Source organism: Allobosea sp. UNC402CLCol (assembly GCF_000745475.1).
GTDB lineage: Bacteria > Pseudomonadota > Alphaproteobacteria > Rhizobiales > Beijerinckiaceae > Allobosea > Allobosea spartocytisi.
In genome coordinates this window covers 267141-285809 of record NZ_JQJJ01000013.1, presented here as the reverse complement: position 1 = coordinate 285809, position 18669 = coordinate 267141, and the positions used below count along the sequence as shown (strand labels likewise).

Annotated in this window: 17 protein-coding genes and 1 tRNA gene; 9 read left to right on the top strand and 9 right to left on the bottom strand. The window is 68.8% G+C overall.

The window, feature by feature from the left end; genetic code table 11:
- Positions 1 to 3 precede the first annotated feature (3 nt).
- A complete protein-coding gene (locus GY40_RS17635) occupies positions 4 to 912 on the top strand; it encodes an aldose epimerase family protein (RefSeq protein WP_248311204.1) in 909 nt (302 codons plus the stop codon).
- Here GY40_RS17635 and GY40_RS26635 read toward each other — a convergent pair.
- The 6 genes from GY40_RS26635 to trpA form a co-directional block, all read right to left on the bottom strand.
- Positions 897 to 1580: a L,D-transpeptidase gene (locus tag GY40_RS26635; protein ID WP_051988225.1), complete on the bottom strand. Its 684-nt coding sequence runs from the start codon at positions 1578 to 1580 to the stop codon at positions 897 to 899. The genes GY40_RS17635 and GY40_RS26635 overlap by 16 nt on opposite strands.
- Before the next feature lie 134 nt (positions 1581 to 1714).
- Positions 1715 to 2557 (bottom strand): aldo/keto reductase, encoded by an 843-nt coding sequence (locus tag GY40_RS17625; RefSeq protein ID WP_038364861.1) that lies wholly within the window; start codon positions 2555 to 2557, stop codon positions 1715 to 1717.
- A gap of 20 nt (positions 2558 to 2577) precedes the next feature.
- A complete protein-coding gene (locus GY40_RS17620; RefSeq protein ID WP_038364859.1) occupies positions 2578 to 2997 on the bottom strand; it encodes a hypothetical protein in 420 nt (139 codons plus the stop codon).
- A 48-nt stretch (positions 2998 to 3045) separates the two neighbouring features.
- Positions 3046 to 4368, bottom strand: coding sequence for a bifunctional folylpolyglutamate synthase/dihydrofolate synthase (locus GY40_RS17615; RefSeq protein ID WP_038364856.1), 1323 nt, complete (start codon positions 4366 to 4368; stop codon positions 3046 to 3048).
- Between the two features lie 28 nt (positions 4369 to 4396).
- Positions 4397 to 5305 carry an acetyl-CoA carboxylase, carboxyltransferase subunit beta gene (gene accD, locus GY40_RS17610; protein WP_038364853.1) on the bottom strand — a complete coding sequence of 303 codons (909 nt, stop codon included), beginning with the start codon at positions 5303 to 5305 and terminating at the stop codon, positions 4397 to 4399.
- Between the two features lie 94 nt (positions 5306 to 5399).
- Positions 5400 to 6245, bottom strand: a complete 846-nt coding sequence (gene trpA / locus GY40_RS17605; RefSeq protein WP_038365238.1) for a tryptophan synthase subunit alpha — start codon at positions 6243 to 6245, stop codon at positions 5400 to 5402.
- Positions 6246 to 6401: 156 nt separating this feature from the next.
- Here trpA and GY40_RS17600 point away from each other — a divergent pair, with 156 nt between their 5' ends.
- Positions 6402 to 7283, top strand: coding sequence for an alpha/beta fold hydrolase (locus GY40_RS17600; RefSeq protein WP_051988224.1), 882 nt, complete (start codon positions 6402 to 6404; stop codon positions 7281 to 7283).
- Positions 7284 to 7347: 64 nt separating this feature from the next.
- Positions 7348 to 9852, top strand: coding sequence for an ATP-dependent helicase HrpB (gene hrpB / locus GY40_RS17595; RefSeq protein WP_038365233.1), 2505 nt, complete (start codon positions 7348 to 7350; stop codon positions 9850 to 9852).
- Between the two features lie 9 nt (positions 9853 to 9861).
- Here the strand turns inward: hrpB and GY40_RS17590 are convergent, their stop codons facing one another.
- The 3 genes from GY40_RS17590 to aroA form a co-directional block, all read right to left on the bottom strand.
- Positions 9862 to 10668: a DUF1194 domain-containing protein gene (locus GY40_RS17590; protein WP_038365230.1), complete on the bottom strand. Its 807-nt coding sequence runs from the start codon at positions 10666 to 10668 to the stop codon at positions 9862 to 9864.
- A gap of 124 nt (positions 10669 to 10792) precedes the next feature.
- Positions 10793 to 11440 carry a (d)CMP kinase gene (cmk, locus tag GY40_RS17585; protein ID WP_038364850.1) on the bottom strand — a complete coding sequence of 216 codons (648 nt, stop codon included), beginning with the start codon at positions 11438 to 11440 and terminating at the stop codon, positions 10793 to 10795.
- Entirely contained in the window at positions 11437 to 12780 is a 1344-nt protein-coding gene (gene aroA / locus GY40_RS17580; RefSeq protein ID WP_038364847.1) for a 3-phosphoshikimate 1-carboxyvinyltransferase, read from the bottom strand. The genes cmk and aroA overlap by 4 nt, the downstream gene beginning before the upstream one ends.
- Positions 12781 to 13007: 227 nt before the next feature.
- On the opposite strand from aroA, the gene GY40_RS17575 reads away from it, so the two are divergent.
- From GY40_RS17575 to kdpB, 6 genes are all read left to right on the top strand, one after another.
- The gene (locus GY40_RS17575) at positions 13008 to 13412 is read left to right on the top strand and encodes a TIGR02300 family protein (protein ID WP_038364845.1); all 405 of its coding nucleotides are present in this window, start codon (positions 13008 to 13010) and stop codon (positions 13410 to 13412) included.
- 167 nt (positions 13413 to 13579) lie between these two features.
- Positions 13580 to 13655 (top strand) — tRNA-Ala (locus GY40_RS17570).
- Positions 13656 to 14558: 903 nt separating this feature from the next.
- Positions 14559 to 14648 (top strand): K(+)-transporting ATPase subunit F, encoded by a 90-nt coding sequence (locus GY40_RS27150; protein ID WP_038364842.1) that lies wholly within the window; start codon positions 14559 to 14561, stop codon positions 14646 to 14648.
- A 30-nt stretch (positions 14649 to 14678) separates the two neighbouring features.
- Positions 14679 to 16382 carry a potassium-transporting ATPase subunit KdpA gene (gene kdpA / locus GY40_RS17555; protein ID WP_038364840.1) on the top strand — a complete coding sequence of 568 codons (1704 nt, stop codon included), beginning with the start codon at positions 14679 to 14681 and terminating at the stop codon, positions 16380 to 16382.
- Between the two features lie 10 nt (positions 16383 to 16392).
- Positions 16393 to 16569 (top strand): hypothetical protein, encoded by a 177-nt coding sequence (locus GY40_RS27640; RefSeq protein WP_156115988.1) that lies wholly within the window; start codon positions 16393 to 16395, stop codon positions 16567 to 16569.
- A gap of 30 nt (positions 16570 to 16599) precedes the next feature.
- Positions 16600 to 18663: a potassium-transporting ATPase subunit KdpB gene (gene kdpB / locus GY40_RS17550; protein WP_038364837.1), complete on the top strand. Its 2064-nt coding sequence runs from the start codon at positions 16600 to 16602 to the stop codon at positions 18661 to 18663.
- Positions 18664 to 18669: the final 6 nt, after the last annotated feature.

The following is an 18669-nucleotide window of genomic DNA, read 5'->3' as shown; positions in this document are numbered from 1 at the left end:
CCGATGCTCGAGCTCGAAGCCGCCGGCCTGAAGGCCATGATCGTTCCGGAGGCGGGCGGCATCGTCTCCCGTCTCGACTGGCTTGGGCCGGACGGGCGCCTGCACGCTCTGCTGAAGCCGTCCGGCGACGAACCGCTTTCGACGGCCTCGCCCATCTTCTGCGGAACATGGGCGTTACTGCCCTTCGCCAATCGCGCCTTCGGGAGCGTGGTCGACGATGGCGAGCGGCGTTTCCTCGTCCCGTCCAACGATCCGGGCGGCGGCGGTACGATCCACGGCTTCGGCTGGCAGGCGAACTGGCAGGTGCTGCGGTATGACCGCAGCCATACCGTGCTCGAACACCGCCGCACCGACGGCCCCGACCCCTATCGTTACCGGGCCCGGCAGGAGATTGCGCTCGGCCAGGACGGTATGACCATTCGCCTGTCGATCGAGAACGAGGCGGACACGGCACTCCCTTACGGAATCGGGCACCATCCCTGGTTTCCCTGCGCCGCGGATACGCGCCTCGTCATGCGGGCCGCCGGCGCTCTCGTCTTCGGCGAAGCCTTCCGCGCGACCGGGCAGCAGAGTTTCGATGATGGCGGACCCTATGTCGCGCCAAAACCCTTTCGCCGCGACGACGTCACCGCCTGGAGCTTTCTCGACTGGGACGGGACGGCGCGGATCGAGACGCCCTCGACCGGCCTCGCGGTCACGCTGACCGCGAGCGAGAGCCTGAACTGCCCGGTGGTCTGGGCCCCGGCGGGCGCGGATTTCCTCTGCGTCGAGCCGCAGAGCCACGCCATCGGCGCGCCGAGCGAGCCGGCGGCCCGCACTGCTGCGCCGCTGAAGCGACTTCAGCCGGGCGAGACGCTGGAAGGCTGGCTGAGGATCGCGCCCGAGGCGCTTGCGCCTCAACGCCAGCCGTAACCGTAGCCGCTCGGATAATAGGGCTGATAGCCATAGGCGTCGGCGGGGATGGCGGGCCGCAGCATGATCTGGCCGCGTGCCGCTTCCCAGCCATGGCTCCCGCCCTGCCGCGCCGTGGCAACGGCCGGGCTGCGCTGCGTCTTGGCCTTGGCGACCTTCGCCTTGCTGCCGCCGAGCTTGGCGACATGGGCGGCCTTGGCCTTGTGCGTGGAGGCCTTGGCGAAGCGCGAGAGATTGTCGGGCGCGGCGCCGTTGAGCGCGATGCGCGTCTGGCTCGCGCCGTATTTCTTCACCAGCGCGAAGAGCTTCGCGGCGTTGGCCGGATGCAGCCGGATGCAGCCATGCGAGGCCGGGCGGCCGAGCGCGGCGATCGAGGTCGTGCCGTGGATGGCATAGCCGCCGCGGAAGAACACGGCATGGGGCATCGCGCCGCCATATTTGCGCGAGTACCAGTTCTTTTCGAGGCGCGTCGGCCGGTAGACGCCGTTCGGCGAGCGGAAGCCGGTTCGCCCTGACGAGATCTTCCAGTCATAGGTCTCGCCATTGGGAGCGGTCACCGTCATCCGCTGCGCGGCGATGTCGACCTTCACATCGACGCCGGCCTGGGCTTTGGCGGCACCGAAAACGGACAGGAACAGAACGGCAAGAATGCCGAGAAAGCGACGCATGGCCGAGACTCCGAAAACGCAACAACTGTCGAGCGGGCGTTCGCGGGCTCTGTGACGGCCTTGCCCTTGACTCTAGGAAAGCGCGGGCAGGCAGGCCTGTAAAGCGATAAGGCGGATCGTGGTTTCCAGCGCCCTCAGATCATCGGCAACGAGGATGGTTTGCGCCCGCGCGGGAAGGCGGCATCGATCCGGGCGACGTCGCTTTCCGACAGGGTGAGATTCAGCGCGCCGGCATTGTCCTCGACATGGGCGACGCTGCCGGCCTTCGGGATGGCGAAGACGGCGGGCCTTCGCGTCAGGAAGGCGAGCGCGACTTGCCGGGGCGTTGCGCCATGCGCTTGCGCGATCTCGGCCAGCACCTTGCCCTGCGCGCTGCCCGGTTCCGGAAAGTCGTGATGGCCGAAGGGGCTGTAGGCGGTGACGGCGACGCCGTGCCGCTCGCACCACGGAATGACGGCGTGCTCGATGGCGCGCTCGCGCAGGTAATAGAGCACCTGGTTGCAGGCGATCTTGCCCTTGCCGGCGGCGGCCAGCGCCTCGTCGAGATCGTCCTCGTCGAAATTGCTGACACCCCAGGACAGGATCTTGCCCTCCTGCTTCAGCGCCTCGAAGGCAGCGAAGGTCTCCGCCAGGGGATGCGGCCCGCGCCAGTGCAGCAGGTAGCAGTCGAGCCGGTCGGTCTTCAGATGTTGCAGCGAGCGCTCGCAGGCGGCGCGCACGCCCTGCCGCGAGGCGTTGTGCGGCAGCACCTTCGAGACGAGGAAGACCTCATCGCGCCGCCCGGCGATGGCCTCGCCGATGATCGCCTCGGAACGGCCGTCGCCATACATTTCGGCGGTGTCGATATGGCTCAGCCCGAGATCGAGCCCGCGCCTGAGCGCCGCGATGGCCGCGCGCCGGTCACCCTGCTCGATATACCAGCTGCCCTGGCCAATGGTGGAAACGGCCGGTCCGCCGGCTCCGAAGCTGCGCTGCATGGGGGACCGCCTTTCGCTGTTCAGTAGACCTCGACCTTGAACCGCGCCTGGCGGATCTCGCCGTCATTGTAGCGCACGCGTACGCCGAAGCTGTCCGGGCCGCGATAACCCGGCCGTCCCGTGTACTCGAAGGCGAGCGAGGGGCCGAGCTTGCCGTCGCAGTGCTGATGGTCTCCCGGCCCGTATTCGGCCTTGGCGTTTTTCGTCGCCATCCGGACCTTGCCGTGAACGGGCGGCTCGGTCAGCACGCCGGACGGGCGCTTCACCGGTCGGCAGTGCTCGTCCATCGTCATATAGGTCTGCCGCAGGAAGGTCGGCTTGCCGGCCGCCACGCGTTCGGCGCCTTCCTCGGACGCGGTCGTGCCGCCGGAGGTGACGCAACCGCCGAGCAGGCCGCAGAGAAATGTCGCGGCCAGGATCGTCAGACCGGGAATGGGCATGGATGTTTCCTCAGCGGCAGTGCAGGGCCGACCTTCCCCTGTGGCGGCTCAAGCTGGCAGCGTGCCATTGGCCGAAAGCACCTCGCCGGCCAGATAGAGCGAGCCGCAGATCAGGATGCGCGGCGGCGCGGGCCAATCGCCGGCGGCGATCGTTCGCAGCGCCTGCTCGACGGAGCTGGCGGTCTCGGCCGGCAGGCCCGCGCCGCGCGCGGCCTCCGCGACCTCCTCGGCCGGGCGGGCGGCGAGCGAGTTCTGGATCGGCACGGCGTAGAGCATCTGGGCCAGGCCCTTGAAATGGCCGAGCGTGGCAGCGGCGTCCTTGGTCGAGAGCAGGCCCGCGATCATCACCAGCGGCGCCGGGTTGCGGTCGGCGAGATCGGCCATGGCCTGCGCCAGCACGCGCCCGCCATCGGGATTGTGTCCGCCATCGAGCCAGAGCTCGGCGCGTTCCGGCACCAGCGCGGCGAGATGTCCCCGTGCCAGCCGCTGCAAGCGCGCCGGCCAGTCGGCGTTGCGCATGCCGTCCTCGAAGGCGCGTGTGGGCAGCCCGCCATAGCCGGCGGCGCGCAGGGCCGCGATCGCCGTGCCGGCATTGATGTGCTGGTGGCGCCCGGCGAGACGCGGCAGCGGCAGGTCGAGCAGACCGTCCTGATCCTCGTAGACCAGTCGCCCGCCGGCTTCGTGGACGTTGAAGTCCTGCGCGCCGATCAGGATCTTCGAGGCGCCGGCCCGTTCGGCGGCGGCTTCGAGAACCGCGGTCGGCTCGGGCTCCTGCGGCGCGATCACGGCCGGGGCGCCGCGCTTGAAGATGCCGGCCTTCTCGCCCGCGATCTTGGTCACGGTGTCGCCGAGATATTCGGAATGGTCGAGCGAGACTGGCGTCACCACCGTGCAGGCCGGGTGGGCGATGACGTTGGTGGCGTCGAAGCGACCGCCGAGTCCGACCTCCAGCAGCAGCACGTCGGCCGGATGTTCGGCGAAGAGCAGCAGCCCCGCGGCCGTCGTCATCTCGAAGAAGGTGATGGGATCGCCGGCATTGACGGCCTCGCAGCGCTCCAGCGCCTCGACCAGCGTGTTCTCTTCCACGAAGCGCCCGCCGCCGGGCGCGCCCAGCCGGATGCGCTCATGGAAGCGCACCAGATGCGGCGAGATGTAGACATGCACCGACAGGCCCGCCGCCTCGAGGATCGCCCGCATGAAGGCGATGGTCGAGCCCTTGCCGTTGGTGCCGGCGACATGGATCACCGGCGGCAGCTTTTTCTGGGGATCGCCCAGCCGTTCCAGCAGGGTGAGGATGCGGCCGAGCGAAAGGTCGATCAGCTTGGGATGCAGCGCCATGAAGCGCGCGAGCAGCGTGTCGGAAGACCCCATGATGCGCGCGCCCTTGGTCGAACGAGCCTCAGACCGCCTCGGCGACCGGCTGCGGCGGCAGAGCCGGTGCAGCTTTGCCGGCTTCGCCCGCGGGCTGCTTCATCAGCAGGCGGCCGAGGCGCGAGAGCGTCTCCGGCAGGTCGCGGCGATGCACGACCATGTCGACCATGCCGTGGTCCTTGAGATATTCCGAGCGCTGGAAGCCGTCCGGCAGCTTTTCGCGGATCGTCTGCTCGATCACGCGCGGCCCGGCGAAGCCGATCAGCGCGCCGGGCTCCGCGATGTGGATATCGCCGAGCATCGCGTAGGAGGCGGTGACGCCGCCGGTGGTCGGATTGGTCAGCACCACGAAATAGGGCAGGCCTGCCGCGCGCAGGCGCCGGATCGCAACGGTGGTGCGCGGCAATTGCATCAGCGAGAGGATGCCTTCCTGCATGCGCGCTCCGCCGGAAGCCGCGAAGACGACATAGGGCGTCTTCTTCTCAAGGGCCGTCTCTGCGCCCTTGATGAAGGCCTCGCCGGCCGCCATACCGAGCGAACCGCCCATGAAGTGGAAATCCTGCGCGGCGATGGTCATCGGCAGGCCCTTGACCCGGCCATAGCCGACCTTGAAGGCGTCCTGTGCGCCGGTCTTGGCGCGGGCATCCTTCAGCCGGTCGACATAGCGCTTCTCGTCGCGGAACTTGAGCGGGTCGATCGCGACCTCAGGCAGCGCGACGTCGAGCCACTTGCCTTCGTCGAAGGTCAGCCGCAGCCGCTCCGGCGCGGTGACGCGCATATGATGCTCGGAGCCGGGGATGACGTAGCCATTGGCCTCGACATCCTTATGGAAGACCATCTGCCCGGAATCCGGGCATTTGATCCAGAGATTCTCCGGTGTCTCGCGCTTGAACAGCGTCTTGATGCGCGGCCGGACGACTTCGGAAATCCAGTTCATCGGATCATCCCTGATGGGCCTTCGGCGGCATGCGCCGTCAGGCGAGAGATGGGGATTGGCTTTTCGCCGGCAAAGGCCCGGCGTGCAAGCCCGTTCACGCGGCCTTCGCCACCGAGCGCACGCCTTGCGCGAGTTCGGCGACCAGCGAGGTGACAGCCGAAACGGTCTTTTCCGTGGCCTTGCCCTCGGCGTCGAGCGAAAGTCGGACGCGCTCCACAAGCGCCGAACCGACGACGACGCCGTCCGCGCTCTTGGCGATGGTGGCGGCGTCAGTCGCGGTCTTCACGCCGAAGCCGACCGCGACGGGCAGGCCGGTGTGGCGCTTGATGCGGGTGACGGCATCGCCCACCGCGCCGTAATCGGCGATGGCGCCGCCGGTCACGCCGGTCATCGAGACGTAGTAGACGAAGCCCGAAGTGTTCTGCAGCACCTTGGGCAGGCGCTTGTCGTCGGTCGTCGGCGTGGCCAGGCGGATGAAGGAGACGCCGGCCTTGAGCGCCGGCAGGCAGAGCTCGGAATCCTCCTCCGGCGGCAGGTCGACCACGATCAGCCCGTCGACACCGACACGGCGCGCCTCGGCCAGGAAGGCCTCGACGCCATAGACCCAGATCGGATTGTAGTAGCCCATCAGCACGATCGGCGTGTCATGGCCGGCCTTGCGGAAGCTCTCGACCATGGCGAGCGTCTTGCGCAAGGTCTGCCCGGCCTTGAGCGCGCGCTGCCCGGCGAGCTGGACCGGCACGCCGTCCGCCATCGGATCCGTGAAGGGCACGCCGAGCTCGATCACATCGGCGCCGGCCGCGGGGAGGGCGGCGAGAATGGCGCTCGCGGTCTCGAAATCGGGGTCGCCTGCCGTGACGAAGGTCACGAGCGCAGCCCGCCCCTCGCGGGCGCAGGTCTGGAAGCGGTTCTGGATGCGGGTCTGGCCGGTCTCAGTCATGAGGTCAGCGGTTAGCATGACGCGCGCGGGCTGGCGAGTGGCTCTCTCGCCCTCACCTCGCCGCATGCCGGATCCGGGGGCGCAGCCTTGCTTTCGGCTGGCGCGCATGATCGCTTGGGGGAGGGCGCCACAAGGCCGGATCACGTCGTTTCCATCATGCTCGAACATCGCACCATCCGCATCGCGGCGGACTTACGTCTGCATGCGGTTTTCGCCGGGCCCGAGCACGGGGAGACCGTGCTGCTGTTGCATGGTTGGCCGCAGACCTCCCACGCCTGGCGCAAGGTCATTCCCCTGCTTGCGGCAGCGGGGTTTCGCGTCATTGCTCCGGATCTGCGTGGTTTCGGTGACAGCAGCAAGCCGGAAGGCATTCATTCCAAGCTGGTCGTGGCGAGTGACCTGGTGGCGATGTTCGATCGTCTCGGCATCGCGACGGCCTGGATCGTCGGTCACGATCTCGGCGGCCAGGTCGCCTATCCGCTCGCGGCCAACTGGCCCCGGCGGACGCGCGGGCTCGTCTTCATCGAATCGGGCCTGCCCGGCTTCGGGCAGGAACGGGCGATGGATGTGGCAAATGGCGGAAGCTGGCATTTTGGTTTCAACCGCGCCGGGGACATTGCCGAGGAACTCGTGCGCGGCCGGGAGCATCTCTTCATCAAGGCGATGATCCGCCGCGAGAACGTGGGCACTTTCGATCCGACGAGCATCACCGAGGAGGATATCGGCCATTACGCCCGCGCGGCGGCCGCGCCGGGTGGCCTTCGGGGAATGTTCGCGCATTACCGCGCCTTGATCCCCCAGGACCGGGACGACAATCTCAGGCTCGGCGCATCGCCCCTGCTCTGTCCGGTGCTGGCCGTGGGTGGCGACCATGGCTATGGCGAGGCAGCCCTGAACACGATGAAACGCGTCGCGACGGAGCCCGAGGGTGCCATCATCAAGGATTGCGGGCATTATGTGCCGGAAGAACGTCCGCGCGAGCTCGTCGAGACCATGGTGAGCTTCTTCGCGCGCCGTCAGGACCGTGCTGCGGATTGATCCTGCGGGCCGGAAGCTGCGATCCGCTTGCGTGCGGGCCGCGGCTGCGCCACATCGGCCGGACATGCGCGCCTTCGATCAAGCCCTGCCCATCGATGCCGTCCTCGACGACCTCGCCGCATCCTTGCGCGCACGGCCGAATGCCGTGCTGGTCGCTCCGCCCGGCGCCGGCAAGACCACGCGCGTGCCGCTCGCCCTGCTGGACGAACCCTGGACGAAAGGCGGCAAGCTCATCCTGCTCGAACCGCGCCGTCTGGCGGCGCGCGGCGCGGCGAACCGGATGGCCCAGACGCTCGGCGAGCAGGTCGGCGAGACGGTCGGTCTGCGCGTGCGCCTCGGCTCTAGGATCGGTCCGAAGACGCGCATCGAGGTCGTGACCGAGGGCGTCTTCGCCCGGATGATCCTCGATGATCCCGCGCTGGACGGCGTCGCGGCCGTGCTCTTCGACGAATTCCACGAGCGTTCGCTCGACGCCGATTTCGGCCTGGCGCTGGCGCTCGACGCCCAGGGCGGCCTGCGCGAGGATCTGCGCATCCTCGTCATGTCCGCGACGCTCGACGGCGCCCGCGTCGCGAGGCTGCTCGGCGATGCGCCGGTGATCGAGAGCGAGGGCCGCGCCTATCCTGTCGAGACGCGCTATCGCGGCCGCGATCCGCTGAAGCGCATCGAGGATCAGGTTACCGAAACCGTGCTGCTGGCGCTGAACGAGCAACCCGGCTCGCAGCTCGTCTTCCTGCCGGGGCAGGGCGAGATCCGCCGCGTCGAGGAGCGCCTGCGCGAAAGGCTGCGCGATCCAGCTGTCGAGATCGCTCCGCTCTATGGCGCGCTTGACCAGCGCGAGCAGGACCGGGCCGTGCTGCCGGCGCCTGCGGGCAGGCGCAAGGTCGTGCTCGCCACGGCGATCGCCGAGACGTCGCTGACCATCGAGGGCGTACGCGTCGTGATCGATTCCGGCCTCGCCCGCGTGCCCGTCTACGAGCCCGATATCGGCGTGACGCGACTGGAGACGCGCCGCGTCAGCCGCGCTGCCGCTGACCAGCGCCGTGGCCGCGCCGGCCGCACAGAGCCGGGAATCTGCTACCGGCTCTGGGAGGAGGCCGCGACGGGCGCGCTCGAACCCTTCGCCCGGCCTGAAATCCTGTCCGCCGATCTGAGCCCGTTGTTGCTCGACTGCGCCGCCTGGGGCGTCGCCGACCCGACGACGCTGGCCTTCCTCGATCCGCCGCCCGCGCCCGCCCTCAAGGAGGCGCGCGGTCTTCTGGAGGCGGTCGGCGCGCTCGATGCGGATGGGCGCATCACGCCGGACGGTCGCGCCTTGCAGGCCCTGCCCTTGCCGCCCCGCCTCGCGCGTATGGTCATGGCCGCCGCCCGCTTCGGGCAAGCCGGCGCCGCCGCCGATCTCGCCGCCGTGCTGGTCGAGCGCGGCCTTGGCGGCGATGCGATCGATCTGGCCGAGCGGCTGGAGCGCTTGTCCCGCGAGCGCGGCGGCCGGGCCGGCGATATGCGCCGTCTGGCGGAGGGCTGGGCCCGCACCGCCGAACGCCATGCCCGGACAGACGGGGCTGCGGCGGGCGAGCCGCTCTCGCCCGGCCTCCTGCTCGCCTTCGCCTATCCCGACCGGGTCGCCAAGGCGCGTGCGCCGGGCTCCGGCCAGTATCTCCTCGCCAATGGCCGCGGCGGCGCGCTCGAAGCATCGCAGCGCCTGGCGCGCGAACCTTACATCGTCGTCGCGGAGATGACGGGGTCGGCGCAGCAGGCCCGGATCATGGCCGCCGCAGCGATCAGCGAAGCGGAAATCGGCATGCTCGTCGGCCATGGCCTCGCGCCCTACGCCATCACCGAGCGCGAGGAGGCGAGCTTCGACCGGGCCGCCCGCGCCTTGCGGGTACGAGCGGTGCGCCGTTACGGCGCACTCGCTTTGGCGGAACGCCCCTTGCCCGTCGCCGGGACGCTTGAGAATGCTGGGGCGCTGGCGAAAGGCATCGCCGCGCTGGGCATCGGCCTGCTGCCCTGGACGAAGGGGCAGAATCAGTTGCGCGAGCGTGTCGCCTTCCTGCGCAAGGCCGAAGCCGAGCAGGGCTGGCCCGATCTCTCCGACGAAGGGCTCGCGCAGAATCCCGAAGACTGGCTCGCGCCGCATATCCTCGGCCGCGCCTCGCTCGCGGCGATCCAGCCGGCCGATCTCGATTCGGCGCTGGCGGGCCTCGTCCCCTGGGAGCTGAAGCGCCGGCTCGATGCCGAGGCGCCGACGCATTTCACCGCCCCGACCGGCTCCTCTTTCGCCGTGGACTACGCGGCCGAGGCCGGGCCGACGATTTCAGTGCGCGTTCAGGAGCTCTATGGGCTGGCGAGCCATCCGGCGCTGGCCGGCGGGCGCGTGCCGCTGGTCCTCGAATTGCTTTCGCCCGCGCATCGGCCGATCCAGGTGACGCGCGACCTGCCCGGTTTCTGGCGCGGCTCATGGGCGGCGGTGAAATCGGAGATGAAGGGCCGCTATCCCCGCCATCTCTGGCCCGACGACCCCGCCGCCGCCTTGCCGACGACGCGGGCGAAGCCACGGGGGACCTGAGACCTACCCTCAATTTCCCATCCGGTCGCGCCATTGCCGTTCCCCGGCAAGGCAGGTCGACGGGTCGCCGGCCTGCGCCTTCTGGACCGTTGCATCCGGCGGCACGGCAGCGATCTCGCGCAGGAGCTTGGTGCGCGTCGCCTCGACGAACTGGTGCTTCTCGCGGATCGGGATGACGAAGGCGCCGATGCCGGTGACGACGCAGTCCTTGTAGTAGACGTCGAGATTGTCGATGTCGAAATAGCCCGCCTGTTTCAGCATCACCGGCAGGCCGTTGATGGCGATGCCCTTGGCGCCTGCCTCGTCGCGCGCGGCGGTGACGGGGCGCCCGTCATTGTTGGCGCCGTCGCCGGAGATGTCGATGACGCGGCGCATCGCCGTGACGTTGGACTGTTCGAGCAGTTGCACGCCGAGATCGATCGCCCCCGAGATCGAGGTGCGCCGGCCGCGCCGCGTCGGCGCCTCGCCGAGCTCCTCCGCGAAGGCATTGGCGGCGGCCGGGCCGTCGATGATCTTCCAGGGCCGCACGATGTGCTGGAAATTGCCGCCGGCCCATTCGAAATAGGTCACGGCGATCTTGCCGATCGCGCCATTGCTGATGGCGTCCTGCAGCGGCTTGGAGCGGAAGGCCTCGATATAGCCGTTGCGCTGCAAGGCGAGCTCGTCGAGATCCATCGAATAGGAAATGTCGACCGCCAGCACGAGCGCGACGTCGACCTCCTCGGGCGGCGCATTTGCCGGCTGCGCATTCGGCGCGGCCTGGCTCCACAGCGCCGCCGCAGCCAGACCTGAGAGACCGTACAGCCAGCGCCGCATCGCCACCTCCGCCATCCCGTCGCGGTGGTGAGTGTGCGCCGGCTTCTCGACGAGGCCAAGGCTGAAAAGCCGGCTTTCAGGCCTGTTTAGATAGCAATCTCGCGAGAACGAGCGGGAAAGCGCCTCAGGCCGCGCGTCGCCGCTCGACGATGCCGATGGCGGCGGCGACCACCTCCTCGACGCTCAGCGCCGAGGTGTCGAGAATGATCGCGTCCTCGGCCGCCTTCAGCGGCGCGTCGCTGCGGCCCGAATCGCGCGCATCGCGCCGGCGGATATCGGCGAGGATGCTCTCGAAGGCGACATCCTCGCCCCGGCCGAGGAGCTCCTTGTGGCGCCGCGCCGCGCGCACCTCCGGCGTCGCGGTGACGAAGAGCTTGGCGGGAGCGTCCGGGCAGATCACCGTGCCGATGTCGCGCCCGTCGAGCACGGCTCCGCCCGGCTGCGCGGCGAAGCGCCGCTGCCGGGCGAGCAGCCCCGCCCGCACCGCCGGCATCGCCGCGACGACGGAAGCCGCCTCGCCGATCTCGCCGCCGCGCAGGCGCTCCTCCGGAAAACCGGTCTCGTCGAAGCTGCCGACGAGGTGCTCGGCCGCCGCCGCGTCATGGATGTCGTGTCCGGCATCGAGCATGGCGCGCGCCACCATGCGGTAGAGCAGGCCGGTGTCGAGGCAGGGCAGGCCGTAATGGGCGGCGAGCCGCTTCGCCAGCGTGCCCTTGCCCGATGCGGCGGGGCCGTCCACGGCGATGACGAGGTCGCCCGTGGCTGGCTTCATCCGATCCGGCCTCCGAGACCGTTCATCAGAGCGGTGAAGCTCGGGAAGCTCGTCGCGATCATCAGACCGTCATCGACCACGACGGGATTCTGGGTCGCAAGGCCCATCACCAGGAAGCTCATCGCGATGCGGTGGTCGAGATGGGTCGCGATCGGCCCGCCGCCGCGCACGGGCGCGCCGCCCGAGCCCTCGACGATCAGATCGTCGCCCTCGATCCAGCAGGTCACGCCGGCAGCCTTCAGCCCGGCCTCGACTGCGGCGAGGCGGTCGGATTCCTTCACGCGCAATTCCTGCAGGCCGCGCATCCGCGTCGTGCCGGTGGCGAAGGCGGCTGCGACCGCCAGCACCGGATATTCGTCGATCATCGAAGGCGCGCGTTCCGGCGGCACCGTCACGCCCTTGAGCTGCGAGCCGCGCACGCGCAGGTCTGCGACGGTCTCGCCGCCTTCATTGGCCTCGCGCTCGACCGTGATGTCGGCGCCCATCTCGATCAGCGTCGTCAGCAGGCCGGAGCGCAGCGGATTGGTCATCACGCTTTCGAGCAGGATGTCGGAGCCGGGCACGATCAGCCCCGCCACCAGCGGGAAGGCGGCGGAGGAGGGGTCGGCCGGCACGACGATCGGCGCCGCCTGCAATTCGGGCTGGCCCTTCAGCACGATGCGCCTGCCATGCGCGCCTTCCGGCGTCACCGTGATCTCGGCGCCGAAATGGGCCAGCATCTTCTCGGTGTGGTCGCGCGTCGCCTCCGCCTCGATCACCGTGGTCTCGCCGGGCGCGGCAAGCGCCGCGAGCAGCACTGCCGATTTGATCTGCGCCGAGGCGACCGGGGGAGCGTAGACGATCGGGATCGCCTCCTTCGGGCCGCGCAGGGTCAGCGGCACGCGGCCGCCCTCCTGCTGCGAGACGACGACGGTGCCCATCTGCTCGAGCGGGTCGAGGATGCGCCGCATCGGCCGCTTGCGCAGCGAGGCGTCGCCGTCGAAGGTCGTGGTGATCGGATGCGAGCCGCAGACGCCCATCATCAGGCGCGAGCCGGTGCCGGCATTGCCGAAATCGAGGATATCCGCCGGCTGGTGCAGGCCGCCGACGCCGACACCCTGCACGCGCCAGGCGCCCGGCCCGTCATGGTGGACGACGGCGCCGAGCGCGCGCGCGGCGGCGGCGGTGCGCATCACATCCTCGCCTTCGAGCAGGCCGCTCACCTTCGTCTCGCCGATGGCCAGGAGGCCGAAGATCATCGCCCGGTGGGAAATCGATTTGTCGCCGGGCACGCGGACGCGGCCCTTGAGCGGGCCCCCAGCGCGGGCGGTGACGGGGACGGGGTCATGGTCGTGGGACACGGGGTCGGAATCTCTGCGCTTTGGGCCAAACGAGCTGCGCGCCCGCCCTAGCATGCCCGTGCGAGCCGCGCCAATGCGCGCGTCCGGGGCGCGCGCAGGGGCTCTGGAAAACGCATTGGACTTGCGCGGGGTGATCACATCGCGCAAATCAGCATTTGACAGCGCCGTCCGCCCCGATTAACGGACGCGCCTGCTTTTCAGAACATGATGGTTGAAGGTCCGACGCAGTGGCGAAACCGGAACTCGGAACGAAGCGCGTTTGCCCGGTCACGGGTCGCAAGTTCTACGATTTGAACAAGGACCCTATCGTCTCCCCCTATACCGGGCAGGCGTATCCGCGCGCGATGTTCGAGCCGCAGGCCAAGGCGGCTGCGGCCGTGGCGGCGAAGCCGGCAGAGGATGAGGACGAGGTCGAGGTCGCCGATGGCGCGGTCGAGCTCGTCTCGCTCGAGGATGCCGACGCCGAGGCGAGCGAGAAGGACGTCGTCGTCACCAGCGAGGATGACATCGAGGTCGAGGACGACATCGTCGCCGACGACGATGACGACACCTTCCTGGAAGAGGACGAGGAAGGCGACGACGATGTTTCCGATCTGATCGACGGCGACATCGAGGGCGACGAGGACAACTGATCCACAGCCTTCAAAAAAGATGACGGCAAGGCGACATTAGGCGCTTGTGTCTTCAGCCCGGGCCGCCTATAGAGCGCTGCGTCGCCGGCAGGCGGCCCGGACGGAACCGCCGAGGCGGTTTGAATAAAGTCCGATTGACGGCCGATCCCAACTCGGTCGTCTCGTGTGGGGCCATAGCTCAGTTGGGAGAGCGCTTGAATGGCATTCAAGAGGTCGGCGGTTCGATTCCGCCTGGCTCCACCATCTCCTCCTTCACGGAAGACCGCAGATCACCGCAACCGGCCCCGCAAAGGCCGGTTTTTTGCTGTCCTCGTGTCAGGAGCGTTCGCAGGCCGCCACTGGGAGCCAGGACGATCGTCCCTATCCTAGATCGGCCTGAAGAGCGCTCGCGCCAAGCGTGATTCGGCCAAGGCCCAGCTCCGCGGCGGTATCGACCCGTCTGCGCGGTCGCGGCATCATTGCCCCGCGACGGTTTCGCAGGCGCCTCACCTGCAAACGACGCCCTGCCCCCTCATCGTGCAGGACGAGGTCATCTGATTGTCGGCACGGGATGGCTGAAAGTCGTTGGCGCCTTGAGGCACCTGGGGTTGGCCTCCCCACTCCATCGGAGCGCTCTGCTCCGGGCCGGGGAACACGAACCCTCCGCACCCCGTCAGGAGCAGGCAGCACGCGACTGCGAAAAGCTTCTTCATGTTGCACCGCCTCGCAAGGGACTGTCTGGGATCGTGCGACAGATGGCGCTCATCATACCGCGCGCATCGCCTTTCGATAGGGATGATGCGGAGGGTCTGCTCCACGCGGACGATCGTGCCCGGCTCGGGACGTATCGGCCGATGCCGGCGCCCGGCGGGCCTCTTGCGCATGGCGAGCCGCGGAATTCCTATAAGATTCCTATATTGAGACGCGCCCGCCCGTCTCGAACGGCTATGCCGGCCTCACGATAATCCCCTGCACGGTCGATCCGTCTGCCCACGCCCCTTTCCGCTGGAAAGCAGGCGCGGCGGCAGCCGGGGTTCGCCCGCAATGCCTCGGCCAAAGGGACCACGGCAATGGATATCGTCATGATCGGGCTGGGCCTGGCCTTCTTCGCCGCCTCCCTCGCCTATGTCGCCGCCTGCGACGCACTTTGAGTCGGGGAACCGCGCCATGATCCTCGACTACCTCCTCGGTGGGGCCGTGACCGCGATTCTGCTGGTCTACCTCACCTATGCGCTGCTCCGCCCCGAGCGGTTCTGACCGCGCTCGGCGCCACCGGAAGCTTTTGCCATGACTCTCTACGGCTGGATCCAGATCCTCGTCTTCTGCGCGCTCGTCGTCGCGCTGACCAAGCCGCTCGGCGGCTATATGACGCGCGTCTTCAACGGCGAGCGCACTGTCCTCTCGCCGCTGTTCGCGCCGGTCGAACGCGGGCTTTATGCCTTGGCCGGCACGCATGGGCGCGAGGAGCAGCATTGGAGCGGCTACGCCGTCGCGCTGCTGCTGTTCAACCTCGCCGGCCTGTTGCTGCTCTACGGGCTGCAGCGCGTCCAGGCTGGGTTGCCGCTGAACCCGGACGGCATGGCGACGGTCGCCCCCGATCTCGCCTTCAACACCGCCGTGAGCTTCGTGACCAACACGAACTGGCAGAACTACGGCGGCGAGAGCACGATGTCCTATCTGACGCAGATGCTCGGCCTCACCGTGCAGAACTTCGTTTCGGCGGCGACCGGCATCGCGATCGCGGTGGCGCTGATTCGCGGCTTCGCCCGCGCCTCGGCCAAGACGGTCGGCAGCTTCTGGGTCGATCTGACCCGCGCCATCCTCTACGTCCTCCTGCCGCTCTGCGTGGTGCTGACGCTGGCCTATGTCGCGCTGGGCATGCCTCAGACACTCGACGCCGCCGTCACGGCGACGACGCTCGAAGGCGCGCAGCAGACGATCGCGCGCGGCCCCGTCGCCTCGCAGGTCGCGATCAAGATGCTCGGCACCAATGGCGGCGGCTTCTTCAACGCCAATGCCGCCCATCCCTTCGAGAATCCCGACGCCATCTCGAACATGCTCCAGATGGTCTCGATCTTCGCGATCGGCGCGGCCCTCACCAATGTCTTCGGCCGCATGGTCGGCAATGAGCGCCAGGGCTGGGCGATCCTCGCCGCGATGGGCACGCTGTTCATCGCTGGCGTCATCGTCTGCTACTGGGCCGAGGCCGCCGGCAACCCGCTCGTCCAGGCGCTCGGCCTGCAGGGCGGCAATCTCGAGGGCAAGGAAATCCGCTTCGGCATTCCGCTCTCGGCGCTCTTCGCGGTCGTCACCACCGCGGCCTCCTGCGGCGCGGTCAATGCCATGCATGGCAGCTTCACCGCGCTCGGCGGCCTGATCCCGCTGATCAACATGGAGCTCGGCGAGGTCATCGTCGGTGGCGTCGGCGCCGGCTTCTACGGCATCGTGCTCTTCGTCGTGCTGGCGATCTTCGTCGCCGGGCTGATGGTCGGCCGCACGCCGGAATATCTCGGCAAGAAGATCGAGGCCAAGGAGGTCAAGATGGCGATGCTCGCCGTGCTGTGCCTGCCGGCTGGCATGCTGACCTTCACCGCCATCTCCGCGGTGTTGCCGGGCGCCGTCGCCAGCGTCGGCAATAGCGGGCCGCACGGCTTCTCCGAGATCCTTTACGCCTACACCTCGGCGGCGGCGAACAACGGCTCGGCCTTCGCCAGCCTCTCGGCCAACACGCTCTGGTACAACCTCACCCTGGGCATCACCATGCTGGTCGGGCGCTTCCTGGTCATCGTCCCGGCGCTCGCCATCGCCGGCTCGCTCGCCGCGAAGAAGTCGGTGCCCGCCTCCGCCGGCACCTTCCCGACGGACGGCCCGCTCTTCGTCGGGCTCCTCGTCGGCGTCATCGTGATCGTCGGCGGCCTGACCTTCTTCCCGGCGCTGGCGGTCGGCCCGATCGTCGAGCATCTGGCGATGCTCGCCGGGCAGAGCTTCTGAGGAGGCTGCCATGTCGAGCTGTCTTCGCAATCTGCGCCGTGATGCCCTGCCGCCCCACCGTGCCGACGGCGCGGGAGCCGGCAAGGCAGGGCCACGCCCTTCCACCCTCATCCTCGCCGTCACGGCCGGGCTCGCGCTCTTCGTGCTGGTCGCCCGGGCGCTGGCCGCGCTGCTTGCCGGCGCCTAACCGGCAGCCCCTTCTTCGCTGGAGTCTCTCATGAGCCAGTCCAAATCCGCGAGCCTGATCGACGCCCGCATCCTCGTGCCGGCGCTGGGCGACGCCCTCCGCAAGCTCGATCCGCGCAGCCTCGCCCGCAATCCGGTGATGTTCGTCGTCGCCGTGGTGTCGCTGCTCACCACCATCCTTTTCCTCCGGGACCTCGTCACCGGCGGCAGCCATCTCGGCTTTTCCTTCCAGATCGTGATCTGGCTGTGGTTCACCGTGCTCTTCGCCAATTTCGCGGAAGCGGTCGCGGAAGGGCGAGGCAAGGCGCAGGCGGATTCGTTGCGCAAGACCCGCGCGGAAACGCAGGCCAAGCTGCTTTCGGGCGAGGATCGCAGCCAGTTCCGGCTCGTGCCCGGCACCTCGCTCAAGGTCGGCGATGTCGTGCTGGTCGAGGCCGGCGACATCATCCCCTCGGATGGCGAGGTCATTGAGGGCGTCGCCTCGGTGAACGAGGCCGCGATCACCGGCGAATCCGCGCCCGTCATCCGCGAATCCGGCGGCGACCGCTCCGCCGTGACCGGCGGCACGCAGGTGCTCTCCGACTGGATCCGCGTGCGCATCACCGCGGCCGCCGGCTCGACCTTCATCGATCGCATGATCGCGCTGGTCGAAGGCGCCGAGCGCCAGAAGACGCCCAACGAGATCGCGCTCAACATCCTGCTCGCCGGCATGACGCTGATCTTCGTGCTCGCCACCGCGACGATCCCGAGCTTCGCCGCCTATGCCGGGGGCTATATCCCGGTCGTGGTGCTGGTCGCGCTGTTCGTGACGCTGATCCCGACTACCATCGGGGCGCTGCTCTCGGCCATCGGCATCGCCGGCATGGACCGGCTGGTGCGCTTCAACGTGCTCGCCATGTCCGGCCGCGCCGTCGAGGCCGCCGGCGACGTCGACACGCTTCTGCTCGACAAGACCGGCACGATCACGCTCGGCAACCGCCAGGCGACGGAGTTCAAGCCGGTCTCCGGCGTCAGCGAGCAGGAGCTTGCGGACGCTGCCCAGATCGCCTCGCTCGCCGACGAGACGCCGGAGGGCCGCTCGATCGTCGTGCTCGCCAAGGAGAAATACGGCATCCGCGCCCGTGACATGGGCGCCCTCCATGCCAGCTTCGTGCCCTTTACCGCGCAGAGCCGGATGAGCGGCGTCGATCTCGAAGGCTCGCAGATCCGCAAGGGCGCCGTCGATGCCGTGCTGAACCATGTCGAGGCCGGCGCTATAGGGGCACGCCCCGCGGCCGGCGTGGTGCGCGAGGTCCAGGCCAGTGCCGCCGAGATCGCCAAGGCCGGCGGCACGCCGCTCGCCGTGGCGAAGGATGGGCGCCTGCTCGGCGTCATCCACCTCAAGGACATCGTCAAGGGCGGCGTCCGCGAGCGCTTCGCGGAACTGCGCCGCATGGGCATCCGCACCGTGATGATCACTGGCGACAATCCGATGACCGCCGCCGCCATCGCGGCCGAGGCCGGCGTCGACGATTTCCTCGCCCAGGCCACGCCGGAGAACAAGCTCACTTTGATCCGCGAGGAGCAGGCCAAGGGCAAGCTCGTCGCCATGTGCGGCGACGGCACCAACGATGCGCCGGCGCTGGCGCAGGCCGATGTCGGCGTCGCCATGAACACCGGCACGGTCGCGGCGCGCGAGGCTGGCAACATGGTCGATCTCGACTCGGACCCGACCAAGCTCATCGAGATCGTCGAGATCGGCAAGCAGCTCCTGATGACGCGCGGCGCCCTGACAACCTTCTCGATCGCCAACGACGTCGCCAAGTACTTCGCCATCATCCCGGCGATGTTCCTGGCCTTCTACCCGCAGCTCGGCGCGCTCAACATCATGGGTTTGCAGACGCCGCAGAGCGCCATCCTGTCGGCCATCATCTTCAACGCGCTGATCATCGTCGCGCTGATCCCGCTCGCGCTGAAGGGCGTGAAGTACCGGGCCGTCGGCGCCGGCGCTTTGCTTAGCCGCAACCTGCTCGTCTACGGGCTCGGCGGGCTCGTCGTGCCCTTCATCGGTATCAAGGCCATCGACATGGCCGTGACCGCGCTGCACCTCGTCTAAGGAGCC

What these genes read in the sequence shown, in the direction of transcription:
- GY40_RS17635 (WP_248311204.1), top strand. Translation starts at nt 4, where the DNA reads ATGCTCGAGCTCGAAGCCGCCGGCCTGAAGGCCATGATCGTTCCGGAG.
- GY40_RS26635 (WP_051988225.1), bottom strand. Translation starts at nt 1,580, where the DNA reads ATGCGTCGCTTTCTCGGCATTCTTGCCGTTCTGTTCCTGTCCGTTTTC.
- GY40_RS17625 (WP_038364861.1), bottom strand. Translation starts at nt 2,557, where the DNA reads ATGCAGCGCAGCTTCGGAGCCGGCGGACCGGCCGTTTCCACCATTGGC.
- GY40_RS17620 (WP_038364859.1), bottom strand. Translation starts at nt 2,997, where the DNA reads ATGCCCATTCCCGGTCTGACGATCCTGGCCGCGACATTTCTCTGCGGC.
- GY40_RS17615 (WP_038364856.1), bottom strand. Translation starts at nt 4,368, where the DNA reads ATGGGGTCTTCCGACACGCTGCTCGCGCGCTTCATGGCGCTGCATCCC.
- accD (WP_038364853.1), bottom strand. Translation starts at nt 5,305, where the DNA reads ATGAACTGGATTTCCGAAGTCGTCCGGCCGCGCATCAAGACGCTGTTC.
- trpA (WP_038365238.1), bottom strand. Translation starts at nt 6,245, where the DNA reads ATGACTGAGACCGGCCAGACCCGCATCCAGAACCGCTTCCAGACCTGC.
- GY40_RS17600 (WP_051988224.1), top strand. Translation starts at nt 6,402, where the DNA reads ATGCTCGAACATCGCACCATCCGCATCGCGGCGGACTTACGTCTGCAT.
- hrpB (WP_038365233.1), top strand. Translation starts at nt 7,348, where the DNA reads ATGCGCGCCTTCGATCAAGCCCTGCCCATCGATGCCGTCCTCGACGAC.
- GY40_RS17590 (WP_038365230.1), bottom strand. Translation starts at nt 10,668, where the DNA reads ATGCGGCGCTGGCTGTACGGTCTCTCAGGTCTGGCTGCGGCGGCGCTG.
- cmk (WP_038364850.1), bottom strand. Translation starts at nt 11,440, where the DNA reads ATGAAGCCAGCCACGGGCGACCTCGTCATCGCCGTGGACGGCCCCGCC.
- GY40_RS27150 (WP_038364842.1), top strand. Translation starts at nt 14,559, where the DNA reads ATGATCCTCGACTACCTCCTCGGTGGGGCCGTGACCGCGATTCTGCTG.
- kdpA (WP_038364840.1), top strand. Translation starts at nt 14,679, where the DNA reads ATGACTCTCTACGGCTGGATCCAGATCCTCGTCTTCTGCGCGCTCGTC.
- GY40_RS27640 (WP_156115988.1), top strand. Translation starts at nt 16,393, where the DNA reads ATGTCGAGCTGTCTTCGCAATCTGCGCCGTGATGCCCTGCCGCCCCAC.
- kdpB (WP_038364837.1), top strand. Translation starts at nt 16,600, where the DNA reads ATGAGCCAGTCCAAATCCGCGAGCCTGATCGACGCCCGCATCCTCGTG.